This window comes from Zoogloea sp., from assembly GCF_023150065.1.
GTDB lineage: Bacteria > Pseudomonadota > Gammaproteobacteria > Burkholderiales > Rhodocyclaceae > Zoogloea.
This window is the reverse complement of the sequence record NZ_JAKLLN010000002.1, coordinates 265,761-291,338: the sequence shown is the minus strand read 5'-3', so window position 1 is coordinate 291,338 and position 25,578 is coordinate 265,761. Positions and strand designations below refer to the sequence as shown.

20 protein-coding genes are annotated in these 25,578 nt (G+C 68.5%); 5 read left to right on the top strand and 15 right to left on the bottom strand.

From position 1 onward, the window contains the following. Positions 1-130 precede the first annotated feature (130 nt). The 5 genes from L6Q67_RS04595 to L6Q67_RS04575 all read right to left on the bottom strand — a co-directional run bounded on the left by L6Q67_RS04595 (position 131) and on the right by L6Q67_RS04575 (position 7,436). A complete protein-coding gene (locus L6Q67_RS04595) occupies positions 131-1,141 on the bottom strand; it encodes a porin (protein ID WP_296565993.1) in 1,011 nt (336 codons plus the stop codon). 57 nt (positions 1,142-1,198) lie between these two features. Continuing rightward, a complete protein-coding gene (gene mrtJ, locus L6Q67_RS04590; RefSeq protein WP_296565990.1) occupies positions 1,199-1,606 on the bottom strand; it encodes a JDVT-CTERM system glutamic-type intramembrane protease in 408 nt (135 codons plus the stop codon). Next, the gene (locus L6Q67_RS04585) at positions 1,603-3,606 is read right to left on the bottom strand and encodes a choice-of-anchor D domain-containing protein (protein ID WP_296565988.1); all 2,004 of its coding nucleotides are present in this window, start codon (positions 3,604-3,606) and stop codon (positions 1,603-1,605) included. Before L6Q67_RS04585 ends, mrtJ begins: the two co-directional genes overlap by 4 nt. A gap of 240 nt (positions 3,607-3,846) precedes the next feature. Further along, positions 3,847-5,166: an OmpA family protein gene (locus L6Q67_RS04580; RefSeq protein WP_296565986.1), complete on the bottom strand. Its 1,320-nt coding sequence runs from the start codon at positions 5,164-5,166 to the stop codon at positions 3,847-3,849. A gap of 35 nt (positions 5,167-5,201) precedes the next feature. Continuing rightward, positions 5,202-7,436 (bottom strand): hypothetical protein, encoded by a 2,235-nt coding sequence (locus tag L6Q67_RS04575; protein WP_296565984.1) that lies wholly within the window; start codon positions 7,434-7,436, stop codon positions 5,202-5,204. Positions 7,437-7,631: 195 nt separating this feature from the next. On the opposite strand from L6Q67_RS04575, the gene tssJ reads away from it, so the two are divergent. The 5 genes from tssJ (at position 7,632) to tagF (ending at position 15,151) form a co-directional block, all read left to right on the top strand. Next, complete coding sequence (tssJ, locus tag L6Q67_RS04570; RefSeq protein ID WP_296565981.1) at positions 7,632-8,111, top strand: type VI secretion system lipoprotein TssJ; 480 nt, start codon at positions 7,632-7,634, stop codon at positions 8,109-8,111. Between the two features lie 28 nt (positions 8,112-8,139). After that, entirely contained in the window at positions 8,140-9,480 is a 1,341-nt protein-coding gene (gene tssK, locus L6Q67_RS04565; protein ID WP_296565978.1) for a type VI secretion system baseplate subunit TssK, read from the top strand. 65 nt (positions 9,481-9,545) lie between these two features. Further along, entirely contained in the window at positions 9,546-10,859 is a 1,314-nt protein-coding gene (gene icmH, locus L6Q67_RS04560) for a type IVB secretion system protein IcmH/DotU (RefSeq protein WP_296565976.1), read from the top strand. Positions 10,860-10,875: 16 nt separating this feature from the next. After that, the gene (gene tssM, locus L6Q67_RS04555) at positions 10,876-14,433 is read left to right on the top strand and encodes a type VI secretion system membrane subunit TssM (protein ID WP_296565973.1); all 3,558 of its coding nucleotides are present in this window, start codon (positions 10,876-10,878) and stop codon (positions 14,431-14,433) included. 46 nt (positions 14,434-14,479) lie between these two features. Continuing rightward, complete coding sequence (gene tagF / locus L6Q67_RS04550; RefSeq protein WP_296565969.1) at positions 14,480-15,151, top strand: type VI secretion system-associated protein TagF; 672 nt, start codon at positions 14,480-14,482, stop codon at positions 15,149-15,151. Between the two features lie 36 nt (positions 15,152-15,187). Here the strand turns inward: tagF and L6Q67_RS04545 are convergent, their stop codons facing one another. The 10 genes from L6Q67_RS04545 to L6Q67_RS04500 all read right to left on the bottom strand — a co-directional run bounded on the left by L6Q67_RS04545 (position 15,188) and on the right by L6Q67_RS04500 (position 25,578). Further along, positions 15,188-15,982, bottom strand: coding sequence for a protein phosphatase 2C domain-containing protein (locus L6Q67_RS04545; protein ID WP_296565967.1), 795 nt, complete (start codon positions 15,980-15,982; stop codon positions 15,188-15,190). Beyond that, on the bottom strand, positions 15,982-17,808 hold the full coding sequence (tagH, locus tag L6Q67_RS04540) for a type VI secretion system-associated FHA domain protein TagH (RefSeq protein ID WP_296565964.1): 1,827 nt from the start codon (positions 17,806-17,808) through the stop codon (positions 15,982-15,984). Before tagH ends, L6Q67_RS04545 begins: the two co-directional genes overlap by 1 nt. A gap of 38 nt (positions 17,809-17,846) precedes the next feature. Beyond that, positions 17,847-19,067, bottom strand: coding sequence for a hypothetical protein (locus L6Q67_RS04535; RefSeq protein WP_296565956.1), 1,221 nt, complete (start codon positions 19,065-19,067; stop codon positions 17,847-17,849). 3 nt (positions 19,068-19,070) lie between these two features. Next, positions 19,071-19,499 (bottom strand): hypothetical protein, encoded by a 429-nt coding sequence (locus L6Q67_RS04530; RefSeq protein WP_296565953.1) that lies wholly within the window; start codon positions 19,497-19,499, stop codon positions 19,071-19,073. Positions 19,500-19,544: 45 nt separating this feature from the next. Beyond that, positions 19,545-20,120 (bottom strand): DUF1629 domain-containing protein, encoded by a 576-nt coding sequence (locus tag L6Q67_RS04525; RefSeq protein ID WP_296565951.1) that lies wholly within the window; start codon positions 20,118-20,120, stop codon positions 19,545-19,547. A 22-nt stretch (positions 20,121-20,142) separates the two neighbouring features. Beyond that, positions 20,143-21,045 carry an AHH domain-containing protein gene (locus L6Q67_RS04520; protein ID WP_296565949.1) on the bottom strand — a complete coding sequence of 301 codons (903 nt, stop codon included), beginning with the start codon at positions 21,043-21,045 and terminating at the stop codon, positions 20,143-20,145. A gap of 4 nt (positions 21,046-21,049) precedes the next feature. Beyond that, a complete protein-coding gene (locus L6Q67_RS04515) occupies positions 21,050-21,376 on the bottom strand; it encodes a DUF4150 domain-containing protein (protein ID WP_296565946.1) in 327 nt (108 codons plus the stop codon). Between the two features lie 64 nt (positions 21,377-21,440). After that, on the bottom strand, positions 21,441-22,496 hold the full coding sequence (locus tag L6Q67_RS04510) for a beta-ketoacyl synthase N-terminal-like domain-containing protein (RefSeq protein ID WP_296565944.1): 1,056 nt from the start codon (positions 22,494-22,496) through the stop codon (positions 21,441-21,443). Beyond that, positions 22,493-23,509 carry a DUF2169 domain-containing protein gene (locus L6Q67_RS04505; protein WP_296565941.1) on the bottom strand — a complete coding sequence of 339 codons (1,017 nt, stop codon included), beginning with the start codon at positions 23,507-23,509 and terminating at the stop codon, positions 22,493-22,495. The genes L6Q67_RS04510 and L6Q67_RS04505 overlap by 4 nt, the downstream gene beginning before the upstream one ends. Positions 23,510-23,514: 5 nt before the next feature. Then, positions 23,515-25,578 carry a type VI secretion system Vgr family protein gene (locus L6Q67_RS04500; RefSeq protein WP_296565939.1) on the bottom strand — a complete coding sequence of 688 codons (2,064 nt, stop codon included), beginning with the start codon at positions 25,576-25,578 and terminating at the stop codon, positions 23,515-23,517.

The following is a 25,578-nucleotide window of genomic DNA, read 5'->3' as shown; positions in this document are numbered from 1 at the left end:
CACCGTACCGGGCGAAAAATCGTTCACCCCCTCGACACGCATGCCACGTTCGGCATGCTCCCAAACGCCCTGATCCACGTAACAGCTGTTCAATGCCGTCATCTCTGCTCCCCTGGGGCCGCCCGCCCCGTCAGAACTTGAAACGCACCCCCAGGGCCACCGACTGCCCGCTGGACTGACCGCGGACCCGGTCGTCCATGCCGATCACGTAGACATCCGTCGTGCTGTCGTATTCATACAGGTAGGCCGAGCTGATGGTGGTGTGCTTGCGGTCGATCGCAGCCCCTTCGGTGGTGGACGACCCGACCTGGAACAGCAGTGAGCCCGGGCCCAGGGGCAGACTGACCCCCGCCGAGGCCAGCTTGCTTCTGGCATCCAGGGCACGGTCCCGCACCTGGGAGTAAAGGCCGAACACCCGGGCAAAGCCGAAGTTGTAGCTGCTCCCCAGCTGCCAGGTGGTCTCCCTGGTCGGGTCCTTGATGCCGTCATTCACATGCACGTTCTGGGCCGCCGCCTCAAGGGACAGCAGGCCCACGGACCACACCACGCTGCCCCCCTGGTAGCTGCCCCGTTCGTCGTGCTTCTGGACTGCGTGCATCAGGTTGAAGCTCAGTCCGTCGAAGTTGGGGCTGGTGTAGCCGACGGCGTTGTCCCAGTAGAAATCCCCGTCCACCCCTTCGATGTTGCCGCTGAAGAAAAGCTGGCGGATCGCCGGTGACAGGGGCGAATTGCCCAGCGCGTTGAAGCGGTTGGTGGTGTCGAAGATCAGGGTCTGCAGGCGGCCGAAGCGCAGGGCGCCGTAGTCATTGTTGCGCAGGGCGATGAAGGCGTTCCTCGACAGCAGGGGGTCGGAGTCACGCCGGCCGGTCTTGAAATCATGGAAACGGATGAAGGTCTCGGCCACCGCCGCCACGCTCCACCCCTCTTCAAAGCCGTAGCTGCCGGTGAAGCCGACAAAGCTCGGCGACAGGGAGTTGCTGTTGAAGCGCACATCCCTGGCCAGCCCGCTCTGCCCGAAGGCGCCGTAAGAGAGATCGGCAACGCCATAGACGCTGTAATCCACCTGGGCCCGGGCCGCGTCGGCCCCGATGAAGAGCAGGCCGCCCAGGACTGCCGTCAGGATCGTGGATGTCTTTTTCATGGTGTTCAGCCTGTGTCTGCTCCTGAGTGTCGGCGGGACGCAATGCCTGGGGTCGATTCAAGGGAGGGTCGGTACAGCCAGCAGCCAGATGCCATTCATCAGGGCATGGGCCAGCACGCAGGGTGCCAGCCGCCGCCACCGCCCGTAGAGGGCGCCAAGCAGCAGGGCCGGAAGCACCACGGCAACGGCTTCCACCTGGCCCCTCAGGGCCCAGTGGGCCAGGGCAAACAGCAGCGCCACGGCCAGGTTGGCCTGCCAGCGGGGCCAGCGGCGCGACAACAGCGCCTCCTGCAGCCCCCGGCGGAAGATGATCTCCTCGACCACGGGGGCAAACAGCAGCAGGACAAGCCCCCGCCACGCCGTGCCGCTCAGGCCCGCGGCACCGACGGCCAGGGCGAGCACCGCGGCAGACTGCAGCAGCAGGCCCGCTGCCGGCCGGACGGCAAGGTCTGGCAAGCGGCTCATGCCCTGCGCCCACGCCACCACAGCACGCCCAGGGCGGCAGCGGCCAGCAGCCACAGGGTCGGATCGACGGGTGAATCGCCCTGCGCCAGGGAGCAGCCGCCGCCCCCCGAGGTCTTGGGCGCCGGGTCGGCCGTGCCGCTCAGGCTGACCTGCCATTCCGCAGGGTCTGCCGCGTTGGAGGCGATCTTCACGCTTCCCGCAAGCACGCCTTCCGTGGTGGGCTTGAAGCTCACCGAGAGGGTGCACTCGAAGCCCGGTTCCAGGCTGAAAGGCGGTGCCGCACAGGTCTGCGCGCTGATCACGAAGGCACCGCTGACCGCAATATCGTTGATCTGCAGGGACGCCGAGCCATTGCTGCGCAGGGTGATGAGCTGCGGTGCCGAACTGGAGCCGACCCGGACCGCCGTATAGCTCAAGGCCGTCGCAGAGAGCGCGGCCCGGGGCTCCGGCCCGCTGAGCCCGATGCCCGTGACCGTCAGCAGGCCCGGTGCGCTCCCCGTCGTGCCGGCCTGGACATCGGCGACCTTGGTGCCGGACGAACCGGGCTTGAAGCTGAGCCTGAACTTGCAGGACTGCCCTGCGGTGAGATAGTCGCCGAACTGGCACGAGACCGGCACCACGAGGAAGGACTGAGCCTGTGCACCAAGGATGTTGGCGACCCGGAGTATCACCGCCGCCGGCCCCGGGTTGGTGAGCGTCACCTCCAGATCGCGGCTCGCGCCGACCGCAACAGCGCCGAAATCGACCGCGCCACCGGCGGCAGACCAGGCCAGCACGGGGGTCGGCTCATTCACCCCGCGACCGCTCAGGGTGGCCTTGTGGGGCGCGCCGTCGGCGTTACTCGCCACGCTCACCACACCCGCGTAGCTGCTGTCCGCCAGCGCAGGCATGAACTGCACGTCGATATTGCACTTGGCCCCCGGCGCCAGCGTGGCCGGGCAGGCGGGGCTGAGCACCGAGAAGCCCTCGCCGGAGATCGACACGGCAACATTGGCGATCGTGACCACTCCGGAGTTGGTGTAGGTGAGCCGCCGGGGCGGATACACGTTACCAACCCCCTGGCTGCCGAAGTCGGTGGACGCGGTGAAAGTGGCCGTGGGCTTCGGCGGGACGATGCCCCTGAAGTTCATCACCACCGGCAGGGAGAAATTCTGCGTCGGCGTACCGCCCGAGTAGCTGACCACCACGGAGCCCTCCCGAACCCCCAGGGCTGTGGGCTTGAAACTGATGTGGACCGCGCAGGTCTGGACACCACCGGGCGCCGGAGGATTCGTGGAGCAGTCTTCGGTGAAGGTGTAATCGGCCGCGGCAGCCCCCTGGATGGCGACGGCCAGTTGGGTGACCGGAGCGTTACCGACATTGGCCAGTGTCAGATCTGCGGTGCTGCTCTCCCCCACCGGACGATCCATCAGCGCGGCAATGTTGCCGGAGCTGAGGATGGGGACAGGGATCGGCGGCGGCGCGCTCCCCGTCCCCGACAACGCAATGCTTGCCACCTTCGGGGTGGGGTCACCACCGGCTGGGGTGAGCGGAACCTCGAGGGTGGCGGATTTCAGGCCGGCGCTCGCCGGTTTGAAGGAAACCGAAAGGGTGCATGAGTCGCCCGGATTCAGGCTCGGCTGACTAAAGCAGGTGCTCGACGCCGGATTGATCAGGTAATTCGTCGCGTCAGTCACGCTGACCGACCCCGTATTGACCACCAGATTGCTTGCCCGCAGGTTCGTAATGGTGACGCTGTCGGTCTTTGCAACATTGATGTCACTGCTGCCGAAACTGACACCCATCTTGTCGAAGGCGCCATCCAGGGCGGCCAGCAGGAAGACACGCAACTCATCCACATCGGTCGTGCCACCAACGATGTAGGTGTCGTAATACGACTTCATGGTGGAGGTCGACGTGGCGACACTCGCGATGTGGGCCTGCAAGCCGGCCAGCGAATCCAGCCAGGTATAGTCAAGTCGATCGGCCGAGTTGAGGATCGGCGGGTAGGTGACCGTCAAGGGAGGGTTCGACGGCGTGGACACAAAGCCGGGGTGGTCCTTCCCCTGGTGGCAGGTCTGGCAGACGGTCGTCCAGAGTGCCGAGCTTGGGGTGCCTGCGGACAGGGCCGCACCCGCCATGGCAAGTCCGGACAAGGCCAGCGCGACCCGTCCTGCATTCCGAAGATTCCTGAACATGCCGATGTGCCCCCCAAGAATGCGCGTATCCGGCCCTTGCCGGGCCGGCTGTGAGACCGACGCCTAGATGCAGTCGACGACCCGAAACTCCACCCGCCTGTCCAGTGCATCCCGCTGATCGTCCGTACCCAGCCCGATCAGGGCCTCCCGGGAGCCGACGCCGCCTACCGACAGCCGGGACCGCAGCGAACGGTCACGCCCTTCCAGCAGCTTGCTCACCGCCTCGGCACGGCGCAGGGACAGACGCTCGTTGGCACTGGCACTGCCGGTACGGCTGGTATGCCCGACCACCTTCATGCAGGCGGGCGTCTTGCCGGCTTCCCTGGCCATGGTGGCGAGCCACAGCTGGTACTGGGTGGGAAGGTCGCCCAGGTCGTTGAAGTTGACCGTGCCGGGCTTGAAAAGCAGCTTCATGGGCAGGCGCTTGGCCTCCAGACCCGAGGCCACCAGCCGGCCGAAGGCGTCCTGCGCCGCGTCCCGCTGGCCCAGCTGCCAGCTGGTCAGGTAAAGGCCGTTGAGGACGCGCAGGTCACCCCGGTCGGCCAGTTGGGATGCCTCCTTGTAGAGGGCGTTGGCATCGCCGATCTTGCCGTCGTTGTAGGCCAGCATGGCTTCGTTGATGACGGCGGCGGCGGGCAGGCGGGACAGGTAGTCCGGGTCTGCCGGGTCGCCAACCTGGGTATTGACCTGGCAGGAGTTGATGTAGCCCATCACCGTCTTGTCCTTGTGCCAGCTGGGGCTGTCACGGAAGTAAGGCAGCGGCTCGGGATTCACCGAGCCCACGGTGGCCCGGTCGATCTGCTTGGCGACCACCCGCCGGGTCTTAAGGTCGATGACCGTGAGCCAGACCCGGAACGCATCGGGAGGCGTGTCGACGGCCCGCTCGACATTGACCGGCGTGAGGGTGCCGATCAGCAGCAGGGGCTGCTCCGCCAGGGTCTGCCGGGTCAGCGGCTTGACGGTGAAATTGTTGTAGCGGCGCTGCTTGAGCAGGGCCTGGAGCTGCTGCCCCATCTTGACCGTGCTGACGGTCTGGGCACCGGTATTGGCATCGATCAGGGGGTCGATGACCACGGCCCGCTTGCCGCTGCCCACCTCGGCCAGGGCATCCTCGAAGAGCTTGTCGCCAGCCCGGGTGATGGCGTCCTCGAACTTGATCGGTGACGGTGCGACCAGGGGCTTGCGCGGAGACCGGGGGGTCGATTGCGGGGCAAGCTCTGCGGTGTAGTCCGGATCGCCACCGCCGGCTGCGCCCTGGGCCGCCTCCGGAGCGTTACGGGCACCGCCCGCAGCGGCGGGCCCCTTGACGCTGCTGCACGCGGCGAGCCCCACGCTCAGCAGCAGCGCGGTCAGGATCTTGAGGGTGGGGGTGGATGATTTCATCGGGTTTTCCTGGGGTCCGGCGGGATGTTCGGGGATCAGCGACGGGGATAGACCGGATCCGGGGCGGGGGTGATGCAGCCCAGGAAATCCTTCACCAGCGTCGCCAGGGAGGGGTCGGCCTGGATGTGGGCCTGGAGCTTGTCCAGGGACATCAGGGCGTTCGGCATGGAGGCGTTTGCATACAAGTCGGCCTTGCCGCCGCAGACATGGGGCAGGGCCACGCGGCTCAGCAGCAGGGGTTGGGCCGCCCCTGAATCCCAGTCGAAGTCGTCCTGCATGGAGGCGTGGCAAGTCCGGCATGAGGTGCCCACCACTTCCCGGTAGAAGCGCGCGGCACCGGGCCTGACCGTGTCGTAGCTGACCCAGGCCGGCGGCACGTAAGCCTTGTCCAGGTTCAGGGCCGACTTGGCGTACCAGCCCTGGACCAGCTTGCGGGTGGCGGTGGCGGGCTGGGTTGCGACGACCAGATCGTTGAGCTTGCGGATGGCGGCGGCCTGCTCGGCCTCGGAAAAACCCCGGCGGGTCGAGAACAGGTAGTTGCCCGTATCGAAGGGCAGGAAGTTCGCTTTCAGGTCCGGGCTGGGATGCCCCGCTTCCGGGAAGCGCCCCAGGTAATTTGCCCCACCGTGGCAAGCCACGCAGGCGCCAGGCATGTATTTCTCGCCGCGCCCGTCCAGATTGACCGACAACACCAGCTTGCCGTCAGGGCCGAAGGTCAGGAACTTGGTGAAGGGCTTGCCATCGCTCCGCCCCGCGGCCGGCGAATACTCCATGGCGACGCAGGCAACCTGCTTCTCGTCGGCAAGGGCCGTGTCGATCACCTCATTGGTCTCGCGCTGGGTGTCACCGTCCGGGCCGGGGTGGTTGCAGACGACAAAGGCGATCCGGTCCGGGGCGCTCTGCGTGGCCACCATGCGCCGGACCAGGTTGAGGTCGCGCTGATTCACATAGGTGGCCGAGACCTCCTCGTTGCCGGCCCGGTAGCTGCCTATCCTGTTCTCGCGCTTCCAGTCCTCCAGGGTGATGGCGCCCACCATGTTGCCCTGGGCGTCACAGTCCTTCACCGCCCCGAAGGCCCGGTAATAGTTGCAGGCCCCTACCCGGCTGTCGGCGCCCTTGTAGGTCAGGAAGTGGTCGGAACGGGGCTGTGCCACCGAAAAGGCCCCCGCCACCGGCACCACCATCTGGCCCCGCACATTGCCGTCCGGGCCGTTGGCCAGCATCCTGACCATGGCCGGCCGGCTGTTGGGAATGACGTGGGAGAACTCGATGGCATTGCCCAGATAGCCCCCCGTCGGGGTGGGCAGGTCGAGGGTCGCCGAGTAAGCCTCGCAGCGGATGCGGAGCTTGAGGCGGGCATTCACCAGCACCGCAGCGTCCAGCACGTAGTCACCAAAGCGGTTCACCCGGACCGGCGCGGTGATGCTGCTGCCATCCGCCTGCAGTGCCTGGACGGTGGCGGTGGACTGGGCCCCGAAAAACGCGTTGTCCACGCCGCAGAGGCCACCATCCGCCAGCCCGACATGCCCGTACAGGCGCAGGTTGTGCACGTTCGACGGCGCCTTGACGGCCAGTTGCAGCCCTTGCGAGACCGCCGCGCCCGTCAGCGTGCTGCAGCCCTCGAGGATGTTTCCCTGGGGGCCGCTGCAGACGATGTTGAATTGCTCGCCCCCGTTCAGGGCCGGAAGCGTCAGCTCGCCGCCGAGGTTGCTGGTACCGGAATACACCGCCTCACCCGTGCCGGCCCTGGTCACGCTCACCCGAACGTCGGGCAGATAGACGTTACGGGCCCCCGAAGCGGCCCCGTCGTGGAAGGTGGTGTCGAAATCCGCGATGAAGCGGAGCCGCACGGTTCCGCCCTTCACCTCATCACTGGCCGCCACGGCCGGCGCGGTATAGCTTGCCGGCGCAGCCTGCGGGGCGGGGATGCGGAAGGCATCGCTGGAGACGGCGTATTGCTGCTCGACGTAGCCCCCTTTGCCATCGCCGACCAGCACATAGGCGAAGTGCATGCCGGGGCCGTCGGGAAGGGTCCAGGTGGTGGCGCTGGCATTGCGGTTGTCGATGCTGCCGGCCGTCACCCGCCACTGGTAGTTCAGGCTGTCGCCATCCCCGTCGCGCCCCTCCACCTGCAGGGAGGTGAGCGTTGCGCCCGTGCCTTTCTTGACACCATCGGCGCTGCCCGAACCGCCGCAGCCGGCAACAAGCACCATGACAAACGAGCAGACAACAGACGCGACGGACACTTTCGAGACAAGCGAAACGCGCATGTGAGGCTCCCTCTGCGGTGATGACGTTGTGGCTTGATGCCTGGTCGCGCCCAACCCTGGGAGGGCACCGCGCGCCGACGTCCTTATTCGCTCACCTTAGCAAAAATGATAATGCTTCGTGGCCTTTTATCCGGCGCTCAAGCGCTGTGGTTACAGGATAAACTGCTGCGGTCGTCGACTCGCGGACCCCGATTCATGTGGAAGCCATTCAAGACCAGTTGCTGGGCAGGCCTGTGCATTGCGCTGGCCGCCTGTGGCGGCAGCAAGCCGCAAGTTCCGGAGCTTCCGCCCACGCTGGTTCAGCTGACACTCCAGGCAGATACGACCGTCAATCAGGACAGCCGCGGCCGCTCCACCCCGGTGGTGGTGCGCTACTACCTGCTGTCCCACCCGGCCTCCTTCGAGGCGGCCGATTTCTTCTCGCTCTTCGATGCCGACGAGAAGACCCTCGGCGCCACCAGCGTGCAGCGGGAGGAGATCACCCTGCGGCCGGGTGAGAGCGTCAAGACGCTCCTGCGACCAGGCGCCGAGGTCAAGTCCATCGGTGTCTTCGTGGCCTACCGTGACCCCAATCGAACAGTCTGGCGGGCCGTGGCCCCCATCCAGCGAAACACGCTCAATACCCTGCAGGCGAAAGTCGGGCGGGATACGGTCAGCATCGCTCCCCAACGCTGACCGGCCTCCGGCCCTGGAGATCATCACAATGTCTTGGTTCAGTCGGGTTGTCTGGTCGGAAGGCCTGTTTCTCCAACCCCAGCATTTTCAGCAGCAGGACCGCCACGCCGCCTGGTGGGTCGAATCCCGCGTGGCGCCCCTGTTCGGCAACCATTGGGGCTTCTCCCACCTGGTCATCGACGAGGCCGCCCTGCTGGCCGGCAAGCTCGCCATCGTCGAAGCCCGGGGCGTGCTGCCCGACGGCACCCCCTTCGACATTCCGGGCATCGACCTCCCGCCGCCGGCACTGGATTTCCCCAAGGACGCCAAGGACCAGATCGTCTGCCTGGCGCTGCCCCTGCGACGGGCCCAGGGCCTCGAGGTCAGCCCCGATTCCGCCGACGCCACCGCCCGCCTGGCCCGCTATGAGCCGGTGGATTTCGAACTCAGCGACGCCCACACCGAAAAAGGCGGCACCGTCGGCATCCAGGTGGGGCAGCCCAAGCTGCGCCTGGCCCTGAGCGACCCGCTCACCGATGCCTACACCCGGATCGGCGTGGTCCGTGTCACCGAAAAGCGCGCCGACAACAGCCTGCTCCTCGACCGGGGCTACATCCCCCCGGTACTCGACAGCGCCACCTCACCGGTGCTCGAGGGCTACATCAAGGAAGTCAGCGCCCTGCTCCACCAGCGCGGCGACGCCCTGGCCTCGCGACTGGCCCATCCGGGCGCCGGTGGCGTGGCCGAGGTGGCCGATTTCCTGTTCCTGATGACCGTCAACCGCTACCAGCCGCTGTTCGACCAGTTCCGCTCCGACCGCCCGCTGCACCCCCACCACCTGTTCGAGCGCCTGCTCGAAGTGGCCGGCGAGCTGTCCACCCTCGCCACCACCGAGCGCCGTCCCGGGGATTTCCCGGTGTATTGCCACGACGAACTCGACCTGTGCTTCCTGCCCCTGATCCGCGCCATCCGCCTGGGGCTCACCACCCTGCTCGACCAGAACGCCATCGCCATCGACCTGCAGGACCACAAGCAGGGGCGCTACGTGGGCCACATCATCGACCGCAGCCTGCTGCGCAACGCCGGCTTCATCCTGGCCGTCAATGCCCAGCTCCCCGGCGAGATGCTGCGCACCCGCTTCCCGGCCCAGGCCAAGCTCGGCCCGCTGGAGCGCATGCGCGACCTGGTCAACCTGCAGCTGCCCGGCATCGCCCTGCGTCCGCTGCCGGTGGCCCCGCGGCAGATCCCCTACCACGCGGGTTTCTCCTACTTCGAACTCGACAACACCGGCGACCTCTGGCAGCAGCTGGATGCCTCCGGCGCCCTCGGCATCTATGTCACCGGCGACTTTCCCGGCCTTGATCTTTCCCTGTGGGCCATCCGCGCCTAGGCGCGGGCCCCGGCGCAATCGTTCCACTCCCGCCGGCGCGGGGGTGCCATTGAGAGGTTTGCCCCATGGCACACGATGATCCGTTCGGGCAGATGCCCGCCGATCGCACCCTGATCATTCCGTCCCCGGGCGCCCGCCCGGCCCCCCAGGCCGGCTCGCCCCCGCCGCCGCCCGGCGGAGGGCGCTTCGAACACACCGACCTGAGCGCCCTCGACTGGGAAACCGGGCTCAACCCCCTCGTCGCAGCCGCCAGCCCCCTGCTCAACCTCGCCCCCCAGCTGCGCCAGGTGGCCCCGCCCGACCCCAGCGGCCTGCGCACCACCCTGGCCCAGGCGGTACAGGAATTCGAGCGGCGCGCCCGCGCCTCCGGCAGCCCCAACGAGCACGTGGTGGCAGCCCGCTACGCCCTGTGCACCTTTCTCGACGAAGCCGCCGCCAACACCCCCTGGGGCGAACGGATCTGGGCCCAGAACAGCCTGCTGATCCAGTTCCACAACGAAGCCTGGGGCGGTGAAAAATTCTTCCAGCTGATGGGCAAGGTGGCCGAGCAGCCCGACACCCACCGCCACCTGCTGGAGCTCTTCTATCTCATCATCAGCCTCGGCTTCGAGGGCCGTTACCGCGTCCTGCAGAACGGCGCGGCCCAGCTCGAACAGGTGCGCGAGCGCCTTTACGCCATGCTCAGCCGGGTGCGCAGCGAACCCGACCGGGAGCTCTCCCCCGACTGGCGCACCAGCGCCAGCCAGCGCAAACCCCTGCGCGACAGCCTGCCCGTGTGGGCGGTGGCGGCCGTGGCCGCAGCGCTCACCGGCCTGGTGTATGTCGGCGCCTCCTTCGCCCTCAACCGCCAGTCCGACCCGACCTTCTCCGACATCCTGGCCCTCACCGTGACGCCCCGCAGCGCCGTCGCCAAGGCGCCGCCGCCCACCGCCCCGGCCCCCGACCGGCTGGCCGGCCAGCTGGCCGCCGATGTGCGCTCGGGCCGCCTGGTGGTGCAGGACCTGGCCGACCGGAGCATCGTGCTCACCCAAGGCGACGGGCTCTTCGACCCGGGCAGCGCCACCCCCTCGGCCACCTTCATCGAACTGCTCGACCACATCGGCACCGCCATCGGCAAGCTGGGCGGCAGCGTGGTGGTCCGCGGCCACACCGACAACCAGCCGATCCGCTCGGCGCGCTTCCCGTCCAACTGGCACCTCTCCAAGGCCCGCGCCGACGCAGTGGCGGCCCTGCTGGCCGCGCGCCTGCCGGGCAACGGCGGCATCAAGGCCGAGGGCATGGCCGAGAGCGTGCCGGTCGCCTCCAACGACTCGCCCGAAGGGCGCGCCCGCAACCGGCGCGTCGAGATCGTCGTGTTCCCCCCGGCTCCGGGCAACTGATCCGCTGGACACCCCCATGAAAAGCTTTTTCAAGGCCCTCCTTCACCCCGTCGCCATCACCATCGTCGGCCTCATCGCCCTAAGCCTGGTGATCTGGTACGTGGGGCCCCTCATCGCCATCGCCGGCCATGCCCCCCTCGAGTCGGACACCGCCCGGCTGGTGCTCATCGTGCTGTGCGTGCTGGCCATCGTCGGCCACCTGGCCTACCGGGGCTGGAAAGCGCGCAAGAAGAACGCCGAACTGATCGACGGCATCGCCGGCAAGCCCGCCCAGAAGGAAGAATCCCCGGAGCTGCAGATCCTGCGCCAGCGCTTTGCCGACGGCACCGCCGTGCTCAAGCAGCGCCGGATGGGCGGCGAAACCAAGGGCGGCGCTCTCGACAAGCTCGCCGCCATGGGCTCGAGCCGCTATCTCTACGAGCTGCCCTGGTACGTCTTCATCGGCGCCCCCGGCTCCGGCAAGACCACCGCGCTGATCAACTCCGGCCTGCGCTTTCCCCTGGCCGAAGGCAGCGGCGGGCATCAGGTCAAGGGCGTGGGCGGCACCCGCAACTGCGACTGGTGGTTTTCCGACGAAGCCGTGCTGCTGGACACCGCCGGCCGCTACACCACCCAGGACTCCGACCGGGAGACCGACAAGGGGGCGTGGCGTGAATTCCTGGCCCTGCTCAAAAAATCCCGCCCCCGCCAGCCCCTCAACGGTGTCCTGCTGACCATCTCCCTGAGCGACCTGCTCACCCAGAACGAAGCCGCCGCCAGCGCCCACGCCGCCGCCCTGCGCGAGCGCATCCACGAGCTCTACACCGAGCTCGGCGTGCGCCTGCCGATCTACGTGCTGGTCACCAAGTCCGACCTGATCGCCGGCTTCCAGGAGTTCTTCGGCAACCTGGGCAAGGACGCCCGCGACCAGGTATGGGGCACCACCCTGCCCCTGGACGATGACGCCAAGCCCCTGGCCGGCCTGGGTGCGCGCTTTGCCGGCCTCCAGGCACGCATCGATGGCCAGCTGCTGGAGCGCCTGCAGACCGAGCGCGACCTGTCCCGGCGCGAGGCCATTGCCGCCTTTCCCCACCAGTTTGCCGGCGCCACCCGCCTGCTCGGCAGCTTCATCGAGCAGATCTTCGCCTCGTCGGGCTTCAAGCACGACGCCCTCGTGCGCGGCGTCTATTTCACCAGCGGCACCCAGGAAGGCAGCCCCATCGACCGCGTGCTGGCCACCCTGGGCGGCGCCTTCAGCCTGGAGCGGCGTGTCCTTCCGCCCCAGTTCGGCTCGGGCAAGAGCTTCTTCATGACGCGCCTGCTGCGCGAGGTGATCTTTGCCGAGCAGGGCATCGGCAAGGCCAACCTCGCCTGGGAGCGCCGCCGCGGGCTGATCCGCCTGGCCGCCTTTGCCGCCATCGGCCTGGTGTCGGTGGGGCTGCTGCTGGCCTGGACCCTCTCCTACATCGGCAACCGCGGCTACATCGACGAGGTGAATGCCCGGGTGGCCGAGCTGAAGCCCGTCACGGTCCAGGCCTCGGACCTACCCCTCGACGATCTGCTCGGACTGCTGCCGGTGATCGATGCGGTGCAGGGCGTGTCCGTCACCGCCGCCCGCCCCAATGGCAACACGCCCATATCCCTGGGCTTCGGCCTGGCCCAGGATGAAAAGCTTGATGCGGCGGCCGGGCAGGCCTATCACAACCTCCTGCGGGACGCGCTGATGCCCCGCATCGCCCAACGCATTGACACCCAGCTGCGCGACAGCCTGTCCCGGGGCAACCTGGAGTTCACCTACGAAGCCCTCAAGGCCTACCTCATGCTCCAGGACCCGGCCCGCTTCAACGCCGAGGCGCTGAAGGCCTGGATCACCAGTGACTGGGAGCGGACCCTCCCCGCCGGCGCCACCACCGACCAGCGCAGCGCCCTCAACCAGCACCTGGACAATCTGTTCGCCGATGGCGCCGTCAATTCGCCGGTGGCCACCGACAGTGCCCTGGTCGCCCAGGCCCGCAACCAGCTGCTGCGTTTCTCGCTGCCGGCGCGCGTGTATAGCCGCCTCAAGCGCCAGGGCGTTGGCCGGGACATCCCCGACTTCGCCCTCGACCGGGCCGCCGGGCCGTCCGCCGCGCTGGTCTTCGTGCGCAAGAGCGGCCAGCCCCTGACCAAGGGCATCGCCGGCCTGTACACCCACGACGGCTACTACAAGGGCTTCGACCGGGAAGTCGGACGCGTCACCAAGCAGCTGGCCGGCGAGGAGACCTGGGTACTGGGCAGCGCTGCGGGCACCCCGCCCGACGCCGCCCGCCTCATCGAGGACGTCCGCCGGCTCTACCTGGCGGACTACATCGCGGTGTGGGACGAGTATCTGCGGGACGTGACCCTGATCCGCTCCGCCAGCCTGCAACAGAGCATCCAGCAGGCCCGCACCCTGTCGGCCCCGGACTCGCCCCTGCCGCGCTTCCTGAAGGCGGTGGCCCGGGAGACCTCCCTGAGCCGCAAGCCCGAGGACAAGACCGTGGTGGACGCCGCCAAGGAGAAGATCTCCGGCGCCCGCCAGGAGCTGGGCAAGATCCTCGGCTTCGACCCCGTCGCCAGCGTGCGCGGCCCCCAGGGCCCGTCCCAGGAGAGCATGGTGGACGAGCACTTCGCGCCGATCCGCAACCTGGTGGACAGCGGCGACGGCAAGACCGCCCCCATCGACGGCGTGATGGCCCTGCTCAACGAGGTCTACGTCAATCTCACCGCCACCGAGACCGCCCTGCGCGACAAGGTGGCGCCACCGCCGGGCGGCACCGCCGCCAAGGTGAAGGCCGAAGGCGCGCGCATGCCCGAGCCCCTGCGCTCGATGCTGCAGCAGATCTCCAGCGCCGGTGTCAGCCAGGCCCTCTCGGCCACCCGCGAAAACCTGTCGGCCAATGTGGGCGGCCAGGTCGGCCAGTTCTGCCAGCGCGCTATCGAGGGCCGCTACCCCTTCACCCGGGGCAGCAGCCGCGATGTCACCCGGGAAGACTTCGCCCGCCTGTTCGCCCCCGGCGGCGTCATCGACGACTTCTTCCAGAAGAACCTGGCCCAGTACGTGGACACCTCCACCCGCCAATGGACCTTCAAGAAGGTCCAGGAACAGTCCCTGGGCGACCCGGGCAGCCTGGTGCAGTTCCAGCGGGCAGCCGTCATCCGGGACGTGTTCTTCCGCAGCGGCGGCACCCTGCGCCTCGACTTCAAGCCCCTCGAGATGGACCCGGCGCTCACCCAGATCACCCTCGACGTGGATGGCCAGCTGATCCGCTACGCCCACGGCCCGCAGGTGCTCCAGTCGGTGCAGTGGCCCGGCGCCAAGGGCGGCCTCAGCGCCCGGGTGCAGGTCAATCCGCCCTCTGCCGGAGGCAACTCCGGCTTCTCCACCGAAGGCCCGTGGGCGCTGTTCCGGCTCTTCGACAAGGCCCGCATCGAAAGCCTGGGGGCGCCGGAGAAATTCCGCGTGAGCTTCGACGTGGACGGCCGCAGCGCAAGTTTCGAAGTCACCGCGGGGAGTGTCCAGAACCCCTTCCGGCTGCGCGAGCTCGCCGAGTTCCGCTGCCCCGGGGGCCTCTAGCCCCGCAGGGGCGGGATAACCGGAACCGTCACACAGGAGCCCGACGATGACCGCAGGCTGGTACGGGAAGCTGCCCGCGCTGGGTGATTTTGCCCAGCGCCGGCTGGAACAGGAATTCATCACCGGCTGGGACACCTGGCTGCAGGGGGTGATCGTCGACAGTCAGCGCGCACTGGGAGGAAACTGGCTGTCCGCCTACCTGCGGGCGCCGGTCTGGCGTTTCGTGCTCGCCCCGGGGGTGGTGGACGGCCGCAGCTGGAGCGGCATCCTGCTCCCCTCCGTGGATCGGGTCGGGCGCTACTTTCCGCTCACGGTATGCACAGCACTCCCACCCTTCAGCTGGTCCGCACCCCACGCAGCGGCGCTGGACGCGTGGCTGAACCGCCTTGAGGATGCCGCCCGGGCCTGCCTGACCCACGAGGCCACGGTGGCGGGCTTCGAGGCCGCCCTGACGGCGGCCGGCCCCCTCGACCTGGGGCCCTCCCCCGCCGGCGGCGCAGCCCTCGCCATGCTGAAGGCCCGCAACCGGGCCTGCCCGCTGCCCCGCCACCCGGGCCAGGCGCCGGCCCTGGACGGGCTGGCCGGCGAAGCGCTCAATGAACTGCTGGGGGGGTACAGCCTGTGGTGGGACAGTGACGGACAACAGGCCATCGCCCACACCCATCTGCCATCCGGTCCGGCCTTCGTGGACATGCTCCAGGGCAGTGGCGGAGCCTGACCGGCCGCGCCCTCAAGGCCACGCGCAGGCCGCCGCTCACTGGCCCGAAGGATAGGGCCGGATGACGGTGGTGGTGGCAGGCCGGGCTCCGTAGAACACCCCCACCGCACTGAAGTTGTCGTTCTCGGCCTTGGCAACCCGCTCCACCTGCAGGGCCATGCTCACCAGCCAGTCATTGGCCTCGATCGACCCCGCCAGCTGGGACAGCATGCAGTTCTCGTCCACATACTCCCACCATCCATCGGTGCAGATCAGGAAGGCGTCGCCCTGCTTCAGCCCCACCAGCGACCCGGCCACCGACAGCTCGATGGTCTCGGCGGAGCCGATGGCGGAGGTGAGCAGACTGCGCTGGGGATGGGTGCGGAGATCGCTCGGGCTGCTGTAGCCCGCATCGATGAAACTCTGCACCAGGCTGTGGTCACGGGTGCGGTAGGCAATGTCGCCGTCGCGGAACAGGTAGATCCGGGTATCCCCCACGTGCCCCCAGATCGCCGATTCCGTGGCCCGATCCACCATCAGCAGGGCCACCGTGGCGTGCATGTCGTCCTTGGTCACGCCGCTCTGCTTGGCGTTGATCACCGCGTCATTGGCGTGGCGCAGGAGCTCGATGGCCCGGTCCGAACTGACCGACGGGTTGGCGGAGAACGCCTCGAGGATGCTGCTGACCACCAGCCGCGACGCGATGTCACCGCTGCCATGCCCCCCCGCCCCATCCGAGACGACCCAGCAAGCCGCACTGTCGTTGCTCCAGAAGCCGCAGGCATCCTCGTTATAGCCCCTGCCGCCGGGCTTCGAGAGATAGGCCGTTTCGAGGGCGATAGACCGGTCCATCACTGCTCCTCCGCCTCGTCCCTGAGACGCTCGATCTGCGCCTCGTAGGCCTTCAGAAACTCCCGTCCGAACAGCGCATCGAAATCGTCCTCGGCCTCCTGGGAAATCGCCGCATAGTGCTGCTCGTAGAGATCCCACAGGCGGGCCTTGCGCGCCCCCGGCAGCACGCTGGCCAGGAAGCCGCCATGGCTGATGCGCTTCTCCAGCACCTCGGGCTTGAAGCGCTCGATCAGCCCGCCGATCGCCGCCCGCATGCCGGCCAGAAAGCCGAACTGATGGGAACGCAGGTCGAGATAGGCGTCGCGCATCGCCGGCTCCGCCGCCAGGAAGCCGCCGCCCTTGGGCTCGAGCAGCTGGAACAAGGCGAACTCCAGGTCCGGCGCGAACTTGAGGGGGTTGTTCTCGCGGCTGACGATCATCGTCATGTCGGCCCGGAACTCGCGTTTGGTCAGGGCCCTGGCCTTGAGCAGGCCCATGGTGCCGGCCACGGACTCCCGCACCACCACCCCCAGTTGCTCCATGCGCTCGGGGGTCAGCCCCCCGTGGGCGTAGATCGGCATGCCCAGACCGCGCTGGAAGGCGGCCAGCAGCGCCGCCTGGATATCCGGTGCGGCGGGCGCAACGGGCGCGGCAGCAGCGGGCGCAGCCGGCTCGGGTATCGGATCAGTGGGCGCGGCGGCCGGCGACAGGGACGGCGGCGGCGTGAGGACCACGTCAAAGGCCTGCGCACCGGCAGCCCGCGGCGGGCGGGGCGTCGAGGGCGGCGCATCCTTGCGGCGCTCGTAGATCTCCGTCTGGGGCAGCGCCCCCATCTCCCGGGCCGGTGCAGGTGCGCCATTGGCGCCTTCACTGGCGGACCAGGACAGCACGATGCCCGCCCCCGGTGGCGTGGCGCCGGCCACATCACGCACCGGCGGCTCGGGCGAGAGCGTCACTGCCGCAGGGGCCTGGGCCGGCGCAGGCGGCACTTCCGCAACCCGCTCGGGAGCCGGAGGCGACACCGGCGTGGCAAGGGGCCGGGGCAGCCCGATGTTCTCGGCGAGCAGCGACGCATCGTCGCGCACCGGGTTGGGTACTGCTTCCCGGACCGCACCACCAAAAAGCGCCAGGGGATCATCGACGACGGACGCCTGACCCAGGGACGGCGCAGCATTGCCCGAAAGGGAGGTGCCCGCGAAAGGGTCCTTGCCGCCCTCTCCCGTGCGGATGCCGAACAGGGTGTCGACGCTCGCATCCAGCCCGGGCACGCTCCCCATCACGGCAGGAGGCGGGGCCACCGGACGTGGCGCCGGGGCAAAGGGATCGGGCAGGGACGCAGCGGACCGCGGCGGCTCGGGCGGGGCTGCCGCCGCATTGAAGAACACCCCGAACGGATCCTCGGCCGGAGGAGGCATCAGGGACGGGCTGCGGGGCGGCGCCCCGAAGGGGTCCAGGCCACCCGACGAAGCCCCGCCAAACAGCCCGAGCGGGTCGCTGCCGGCAGACCGGACGCCCTCGCCGGCTGCAGCCTGTTGGGCACGGCTCTGATCAACGCGCATCTCATACTGCCCGACGCAGACCCGGTCACCATCGTTGAGCCGCACACGGGTTCCACGCCCCACGGGGCGATCATTGACGAGGGTCGGATTGCCCCCCAGATCCTCCAGCATGTAGCTCCCGCCTTCGACGAGAACCCGCGCCTGGACCCGGGAGATGTGGCGCTCGGGGTCAGGCAGCATGAGACGGTTCCCCGCCTCGCGCCCGATGGTTCCGCCGCCGGCACCGAACTCCGCCTGGATGGGCTCAGCCAGCGGAGCGCCCTTGAAAGTCGTCACGACGATGCGCATAAGCAAATGCTCGATTAATCCTGATAGATCCGATTGTGTCAGACAGACGGCGGCGGCGGAATGACCCCCTGCCCTGCCAGTGCGGCCCGGGCACCAAAATCCCAGCGGGCTTCGAGGTCGATCCAGCGCTGGGCCTCACGGCTCAGGCTGTCCCGGATGTCGTGCCCCCGGCACCAGCGTACTCCACCCTGCCAGCGTTTGCCGTGCTCGTCCCGGTGCTGGCGGACCCTGGCAAGGTCGGGCAGGACGAGTTCCTCGCGGAGATCCTCCAAGGCCGGATCGTCCCCTCCGGCGGCGGGGGCGGTGATCCGGGTGCCATCCGCACTCAGGCCCGTCATCCGGCTCCACCCGCGCAGGGCCGACGCGGCCAGCACGGGGTCGTCCGACGCCATCCAGGCGTGCACACTCTCCAGCGCCGGCCAGGAACCCAGGCGTGCCGCCAGCGGGCCCCGCTGCACGGCGGGCTGCGCGCCGATCCGGGCAAGCACGGCCGCCTGCCCCTCGGCGGGCGCCAGCGCCGCAAGCCAGCCCAAGGCCCAGGGCTGTCGCTCCGGCACCTCGGCGAGACGCCAGAGTGAGTCCAGCACCCAGGGCTGCCCGGTCCAGATGGCCGCTTCGACAGCCGCCTCGACCACACCCGGGTCCGCGTGGCGGAGCGCCTCGGCATAGGGCCGCGGCCTTGCCGCATGACGGGTGTCGACACACCGGACCGCCCGCCAGGCCACTTCGGCCACGCCGCCCTGGTCATGGACCAGCAGGCCGGCCAGCCCGGCCGCATCGGCGTCAAGGCGCCCTTGCTGGGCCAGGGCAAGGTTGGCCCACGCCATCTGGTGTGCATTCCCGTGGGAGAGCGCGGCGCGCAAGGCGGCCTCCGTCGACGCCAGGGGCACGAGGGTGAGAGCCTCCCCGAGCCCGGCCAGGGCAGGCCCCCTGGCCTGCTGAAAGGCCTCGAGCACGCGGGCGACCTGGTGATCGGCGGCGCAGCGCAGGAGCGCCCACGCAATGGCAAAGACCTCGTCCCGGTCAGCGGACTCCAGCCCGCCCCCGGCAATGTCATCGAGGGCATCGCCGGCCACCATGGCCCCCTGCCCATGCGCCTCGATTCTCTCGGTGAGGTAGGCGAAATCCTGCAGGGTCAGGCTGTCGGAGCGCAGCGACGCGCGGCGCCGTTGCCACAGGTAGGCCAGCTCTTCCAGATGGATGAGGGCCCGCTCCGGGATGAAGCGCCAGGCGCGGGTGAGAGGAGCGACGGCGGGCATCGCCTAATTGATGGAAACGCTGCCGGCCTTGATGCGTTGCAGGCCCCGGGCACGGATCAGCACGTCCTCCCCGCGCAGCACGGCCTTGCCATCGGCGCGCAGATCAAGCACGGCATCGCCGCACTTGAGGGTCAGCACCTCGGTTGCCTCAAGACACAGCCGCGCCGGCGGCGCCGGAGGGCTGTAGGGGCCGATGCGCCCCATCACCACGGCGGGATGCCCGCCGGCGGGGGGTAGCACGATGACCCAGTCATGGACTGCCAGCGCCACCGAGCCGTTGCTGCCCGCCTGGAGCCAGGCCGCATCCCATTCGCGCCCCCCCGACAGGCGCACCCGTATCAGCCCCCCTTCCAGCAGGGCGGCCACTTCGGCCCGCTGGGGCTGCGGGTCGACTTCATGGGGCAAGGCCAGGACACGTGCGGCTTCAGACATGGGCAACTCCAGACAGCAAAACGGATACGGGCCGATGAGCCAGGCTCAACCGACCCAGTCCTCCGGCAGAATGAACTCCAGGGTGGTGATGCCGGCATCGAGGATCGCCTGCCGGACACGCCGGCTCACCACGATGCCATTCACCGACTCGGCGAGGCGAAACATGTCGGCCGCCCCCACCCTGGCGGGGTCGATGGCCAGGCCGTCAAAATCCACCGACAGCAGCGGGCCGTCTGGCGCCGAGAAGGTGGAGCGGGACAAATCCGCCGCGGCCACCAGGCCGATGAGGTTGAAGGCCAGCAGCCCGTCGTGGCTGCGCCCGCTGGCCTGCTCGGTCACCCGGGCGGGGTAGAAGTCGATGTTGGACACCCCCGCCGCCGTCAGGCATTCGGCCAGCCGGCGCGACATGAGGGGCAGCGGCACGTCGGTCAGCTCCGGCTGCAGGCCTTCCTCACCGCGCTCGATGCTCACCGGCACCGGCACGGGAGGCGGCTGCTCGAAGGGCAGGCCGATGATCCAGCTGCGCTCCTCGTCATCGGGCTCGTAGGTGTATTGGGCATGGTCGCCCTCATCGGGGCTGTAACAGGCCAGCATGAAATACGCAGCGGAGGCTTCGGTCATCGGCGTCTCCGGATATGGTGACTCAGCGTTTGCCAATCAGCTTTCCCCAGCGCGACGTGAACACCATTGCATGCCCACGCCGGCCCTTCAGGTAGGACCGCAGGCGCGCCGACACGCCATCCAGGCGCTTGATCAGGCTGAAGGGTGGGGGGATGCCATATTCGGCGATCTTCTCCTCGCGCTTGGCACATTTGTGGCAGGAGAGACCATCAACGTTCTTCTTCTTGCGCTCCTGCAGGGACGCGCCAATCTTGTTGAGGATGCCCAGCACGAACTTGTTGTAATCCACGTGGGCGTCGTGGAACTGGGCATTCACGAGGCGCGTCGCCTTGTCCACGTAAAGCCACTTGCGGTTGTCCGGATCGATCTCGTGGCGCAGGCCGTCGAGCTTGGTGCTCGACGCGCTGCGGCGGGCCGCCCGGCGGCGCACGCTGGCTTCTTCGGAATCCCCGTCCATGGCGCTGGGCGCGCCCACCCAGTCCCCCGTGCCCATGCCGCCCACGGCATAGTTGCCCGGCAGCCAGACGCCGTTCTGCAGCCCGTTAACGTCGTAGCCGATATCGCTCCACAGCTTGCTGGCGCCACTCCCCTTCTGCATGAGGCGCTTGAGCTGGGTGGCTTTCTTGAGGGAGGCTTGGGCCGGGATGAGGTGATGGGCCGCGCACCATACCGGATAGCTGTGCTCGCCGACCGTGACCTCCCGCTCCGCCTGCTCGGGATAGGGCACGGGCCTGAGCTTGCGCTTCAGCGGTGGATACAGGGCCGTGCCTGTCCCCGCCTCCATGCAGTCACCGAGGGTGCCGCCGTTGCCGACCAGCTGGTTATTCACCTTCTCGGGGGCGGGGGCATCGTGATCGAAGGGGCAAGGCACATCGCCGCCATCGGCAATCAGGCCGATCATCACGGATTCTGCGAGCTCGGTCATGCCCTCACCCGAGGATGTTCTTCTTGTTGTGCCAGAGGGGGTCGCCAAGACGGCAGACGTTCTTCCCGTCGAGCATCACATTGAAGGAGTACATCAGAAACTCGCACTCCTGCTTGAAAGTGCTGCTGATGACCCCTCCCAGCGTCCCCGGCTCGTCCCCCGAGCTCATCATGTACTTGGCCCCCTTCACCATCACCATCGAGCCGTCGGCCTTGACCGTGGTGGTGCCGGAGATGGTGTCGGACGACTTGCCGATGTTCGGATAGGGAATGGGCACCGGCGGCGCCGACGGCACCGGAGTCTTGCAGACATCGGGAAAGACCATGCTCATGCCGCCGCTGGTCTTGTGCGCAAATCCGGCAATATTATGAACACTGCATGGCATCGATCGACCCTCAGGTGCTGCGCTCGAAGATGACCGCGGCCCGGTCTCCCTTGTCGGAGGAAGCATAGACCAAAGCCGGGCCGGGTCGATAGCCCCCGGCCAGGCCGTGACAGGCCAGCGCCGCCAGCGCCACGCCGTGGGCCGCCCCGAGATCGCCAAAGCACTCGGCCGGATGCTCCATCCGGGCCTCGTCGGCAAAGGCCGCCGCATTGCGGATGCGTGCAACGCCAAACTCCCGCGCCCAATAACGCTCGCCGTTGAAACTGCAATAAACGCTCTGCAGCGGCGCGGCCAGACCGGCGCTGTCGAGGCAGGCCGAGACCACGCCCGCCAGGCCGTCCCCGAGGTAGGGCTCATCGGCATACAGATGCCCCGGCTCGAAGCCGATCCCCGTCGCCGCAACCCGCGCCAGCACGGGCAGGCCATGGCGACGGGCCTCCGATTCACTGGCCACCAGCAGGAAGGCGGCGCCCTCCGCCGGGCTGAAGCCATCACTGACCGTCTCCCCACGGACCCGCCCGGCTCGGTCCAGCGCCGCCAGTACGTAAAGATCGACCAGGGAATCCAGCCCGCCCACCAGGATCAGGCCGGCCTCCCCCGCGGCAATCCGCGCCGCCGCCTGGGACAAGGCCATCAGACCGCTGGCCCGACCGCGGGGCGCGGCGATGCTGAGCGCCGGGTCGAAGCACGCCCCCGCCTGATTGGCCAGCAGCTTGAGAAAGCGTTCGGGATCGATCGGCCGGGTGGTGTGGTGTTCGGGCAGGCCAAGGAGCAACGGCGGCGCGGGCAGATCGGCGGGCAGCCCCGCGTACATATCGGCCAGGGCGGCATGGGCCAGGCGCAGCATGCGCCCCTCCCGGGCCTGCAGGGGTGCAGCAGCCAGCGCCGGCGCGAGGACCGGCAAGCCCTGGTCGGGCACGCTGCCGACGATGAAGCGCTCCAGGCGCCGGTCGCACCAGTCGATCTCACGCAGGGCCGACAGCCTGGCCCGGGCACCGGCCGTACTCTCCGCCAGCCCGAGACCTGCCGGGCATACCAGTCCGGCGGCGGCGATGACGGCGCTCACGGGGCCTGCTCCCCGTGGCCGGACACATGCAGGGCACGCAGCTTGAGCAGGTGCTTGTCCACCGCCAGCTCCGCCCGCCACACCATCTGCAGGCGGGCCATGTCCGGCTCGATGAGAACCGTATCCAGCAGCGGCGCGGCCGCCATGTGACGCCCGGCAAAATCGAAGGCCATCTGGAGATCGGGGCGAGGCAAGGCAAAGCCGACCCGCCCTCCTCCGGTCACCCCCTCCAGTTCGACATCCTCGCCCCCGGTCAGGCGCACCGGCGCAACCAGCCCGGGCGGCGCGACCTGGAAGAAGCGGGGGTCGAAGTCGAGGGGAAGATAGGGGGCCCGCGTTTTCTGCCAGGCGGCATCGTAGGTGCCGGCATGGCGGGCGCGGCCCAGCCAGCCCGCCGCCACCGGCGCCATGCCGGCCGGCTCGGGGCGCTCATGGGGGTGGCGCAGCAGGGCGTCCGGGTCTTCGATGCAGGGCAGCGGCAGGCCTGCCGGATCGGTGTCCCAGCTCGCCACAAAGCCGCGCCCCACCGGGTTGCGCTGCTCGCATTCGGGTGGGTGTTCGGGATGGGCCCGGGACGTCCCGCCGAAGGCCAGCTCCCAGCGCAGGGGCAGGCGTTCGAAGGGCTGGGGTGCGCTGGGCCGCCAGCCTTCCCCCTCCCGCTGCCAGGTGCGCTCGCCAAAGATGCGCAGGCGCCGGCTCAACGTACCGACGCGCAAGGCCACCTCCATGGACGGCACCGGCCCGGCGGGCGCCACCGCGCGGCCAAGCAGCAGCACGTCGGTGGAGGGCTTGAGCAGGGTCAGATCCGCCGCGGCGCGCAGGGACGTGCTGGCCGGATCGCCCCAATACACGTCACTGGCGAGGAACATGGCCTGGCTGGCGGCCAGCTGCGGCACGCCGGTGGACAGGTCGTAGCTGATCTTCACCGCGGCGTAGGCGCACTCGACCCCGCTCGGCGAGGGAAAGACCGCCAGCGTGGCCGGATAGGGAGTGGTATTGACGACCTGGAGCATCGGGCTCAGTTGCTGGCGATCTTCGAACCCTTGAGGACCACATCGCCCGAGGCCTTGACGCTCACCTTGCCACTGCCCTTGAGCGTGATGTCGCGCCCCTGGATGGTGATGGTGCCGTCTTTCTTGAGGGTGATGGAGGCATCACCGGTCTTGAAGGTGATGGCGTCGGCGGCCTCGAGGTAATAGGTCTTGCCGAGCTGGACCCGCCCGTCCTTGCCCACCGTAACCGACTGGTTCTCGCCGATGCTGAGGGTGACGCTCTTGCTGATGGTCTCGTTGAGATTGGCGCCGATATCCACGCGCTCGTCCCCGCCCACGCTGCGGGTGCGGCGCCCGCCCACATCATGGCTCTCGTTGGCCCCCACGGTGATGCTGCGGTTGGAGCCCACGGCGGTGCTGGAATCGGCCCCCACAGTCAGATCCCGATTGACGCCGATGGTGATGGATTCGTTGTTCTGCACCGACTCGCTGCGGTCGTGGCCCACCGACACGGTCTCGTCATGGCCGACGGTCTTGGACCGGTCCACCCCGATGGAGCGCGTCTCGCAGTTCTCGATGACGCCGTCGAAATTGCGCTCGGCGTGCACATAGACCTGCTCCTCGCCCTTCTTGTCCTCGAAGCGCAGCTCGTTGAAGTTGGCCGGGGAGCCGCCCTTGCTGGAGCGGGTCTTGATACCGGTCTGGGTCATGTTGGCCGGCAGGGCGTAGGGCGGCATCTGCTCCGCGTTGTAGACCCGGCCGGTGATGATCGGCCGGTCCGGGTTGCCCTCCAGGAAGTCCACGATGACCTCCTGGCCGATGCGCGGCAGCGCCACCATGCCCCAGTTCTTGCCCGCCCAGGGGTGGGACACCCGCACCCAGCAGGAGGCGTTCTCGTCCTTGCGGCCAAGGCGGTCCCAGTGGAACTGGACCTTCACCCGCCCGTACTTGTCGGTGTAGATCTCCTCGCCGGCCGGCCCCACCACCACCGCGGTCTGGGGCCCCCGCACGATGGCCCGGGGCGTCCGGCGCTCCGGGCGGAAGACTTCGGCGGTGGGCATCACGGTGAAGCGGCAGCTATGGCTTGAGCCACGCCCCGGGCCGGTTTCGTGGCCCCCGTGCACCATGTCGTACTCCGCCGACACCACCAGGTATTCCCGGTTCTGGTCATCGCGGGGGTGCTCCTGCAGCGTAAAGGTGGCGCCACTGGCGATCTCCACCACGCCGCTACGCCCCTCCATCAGCTCGTAGGGGACGCGCAGCGCCTCCAGGCGGGTCTTCACATAGCGCTCGCCATCGGCGGTGCGCAGATAGTCGCCCGGGTAGTCGTAGACCTCGAACTTCGCGCCCCCGTCGCTGGAGGACACCTTGCTGGACTTTTTCAGGTCCAGGGAAGGACGCTCGAAATCATAGTCATCCAGCTCGGTCATGCCGGTGCGGATCTCGCGCGCGCTCATCCACTGGCCGATGGTCTTGTTCTCGGCCCGCCCCCGGCCACCTTCGGGCAGGAAGCGGATGGACGGGTGCCCGACGACCGGCTTGTGGGCGCTGATGGAGTCACACAGCACCACCGTGTGCTTGCCCGGCGCGTGCTTGAGAAAATAATAGATGCCCTCGGTTTCCAGCAGCCGGCTGACGAAATCGAAATCGCTCTCCCGGTACTGGACGCAGTACTCCAGCGGCGCGTAACTGCCGGTCAGGCGAAGCTCGAAGCTCGCATCCGGGTACTTGCCGAAGATCTCCTTGACGATATCGGGCACCGACTTGTTCTGGAAGATCCGGCAGTCGGCGCTGCGCGTCAGCAACCACAGCCAGGCATGGGCCACGATGCGGTAACGGAAATAGCGCCCTTCCACACCAACCAGCCCGAAGCGGGTCACGCAGGCATTGAAATGCCGCGGACCGGCCTCCAGGCCGTTGTGGATCACCGTCACGCCCTGCCCGAGGATGTCCTTGGGCAGCAGGGTTTCCTTGGCGGACAGCACCGTGATGTCGTACTCCGCCAGACGCCCCAGCTCTTCCCGGGCCTGCATCGTCTCGAAGCGCACGGCGTCCCCGAAGGGGGACGTGATCTCCATCAGTTGTTCCAT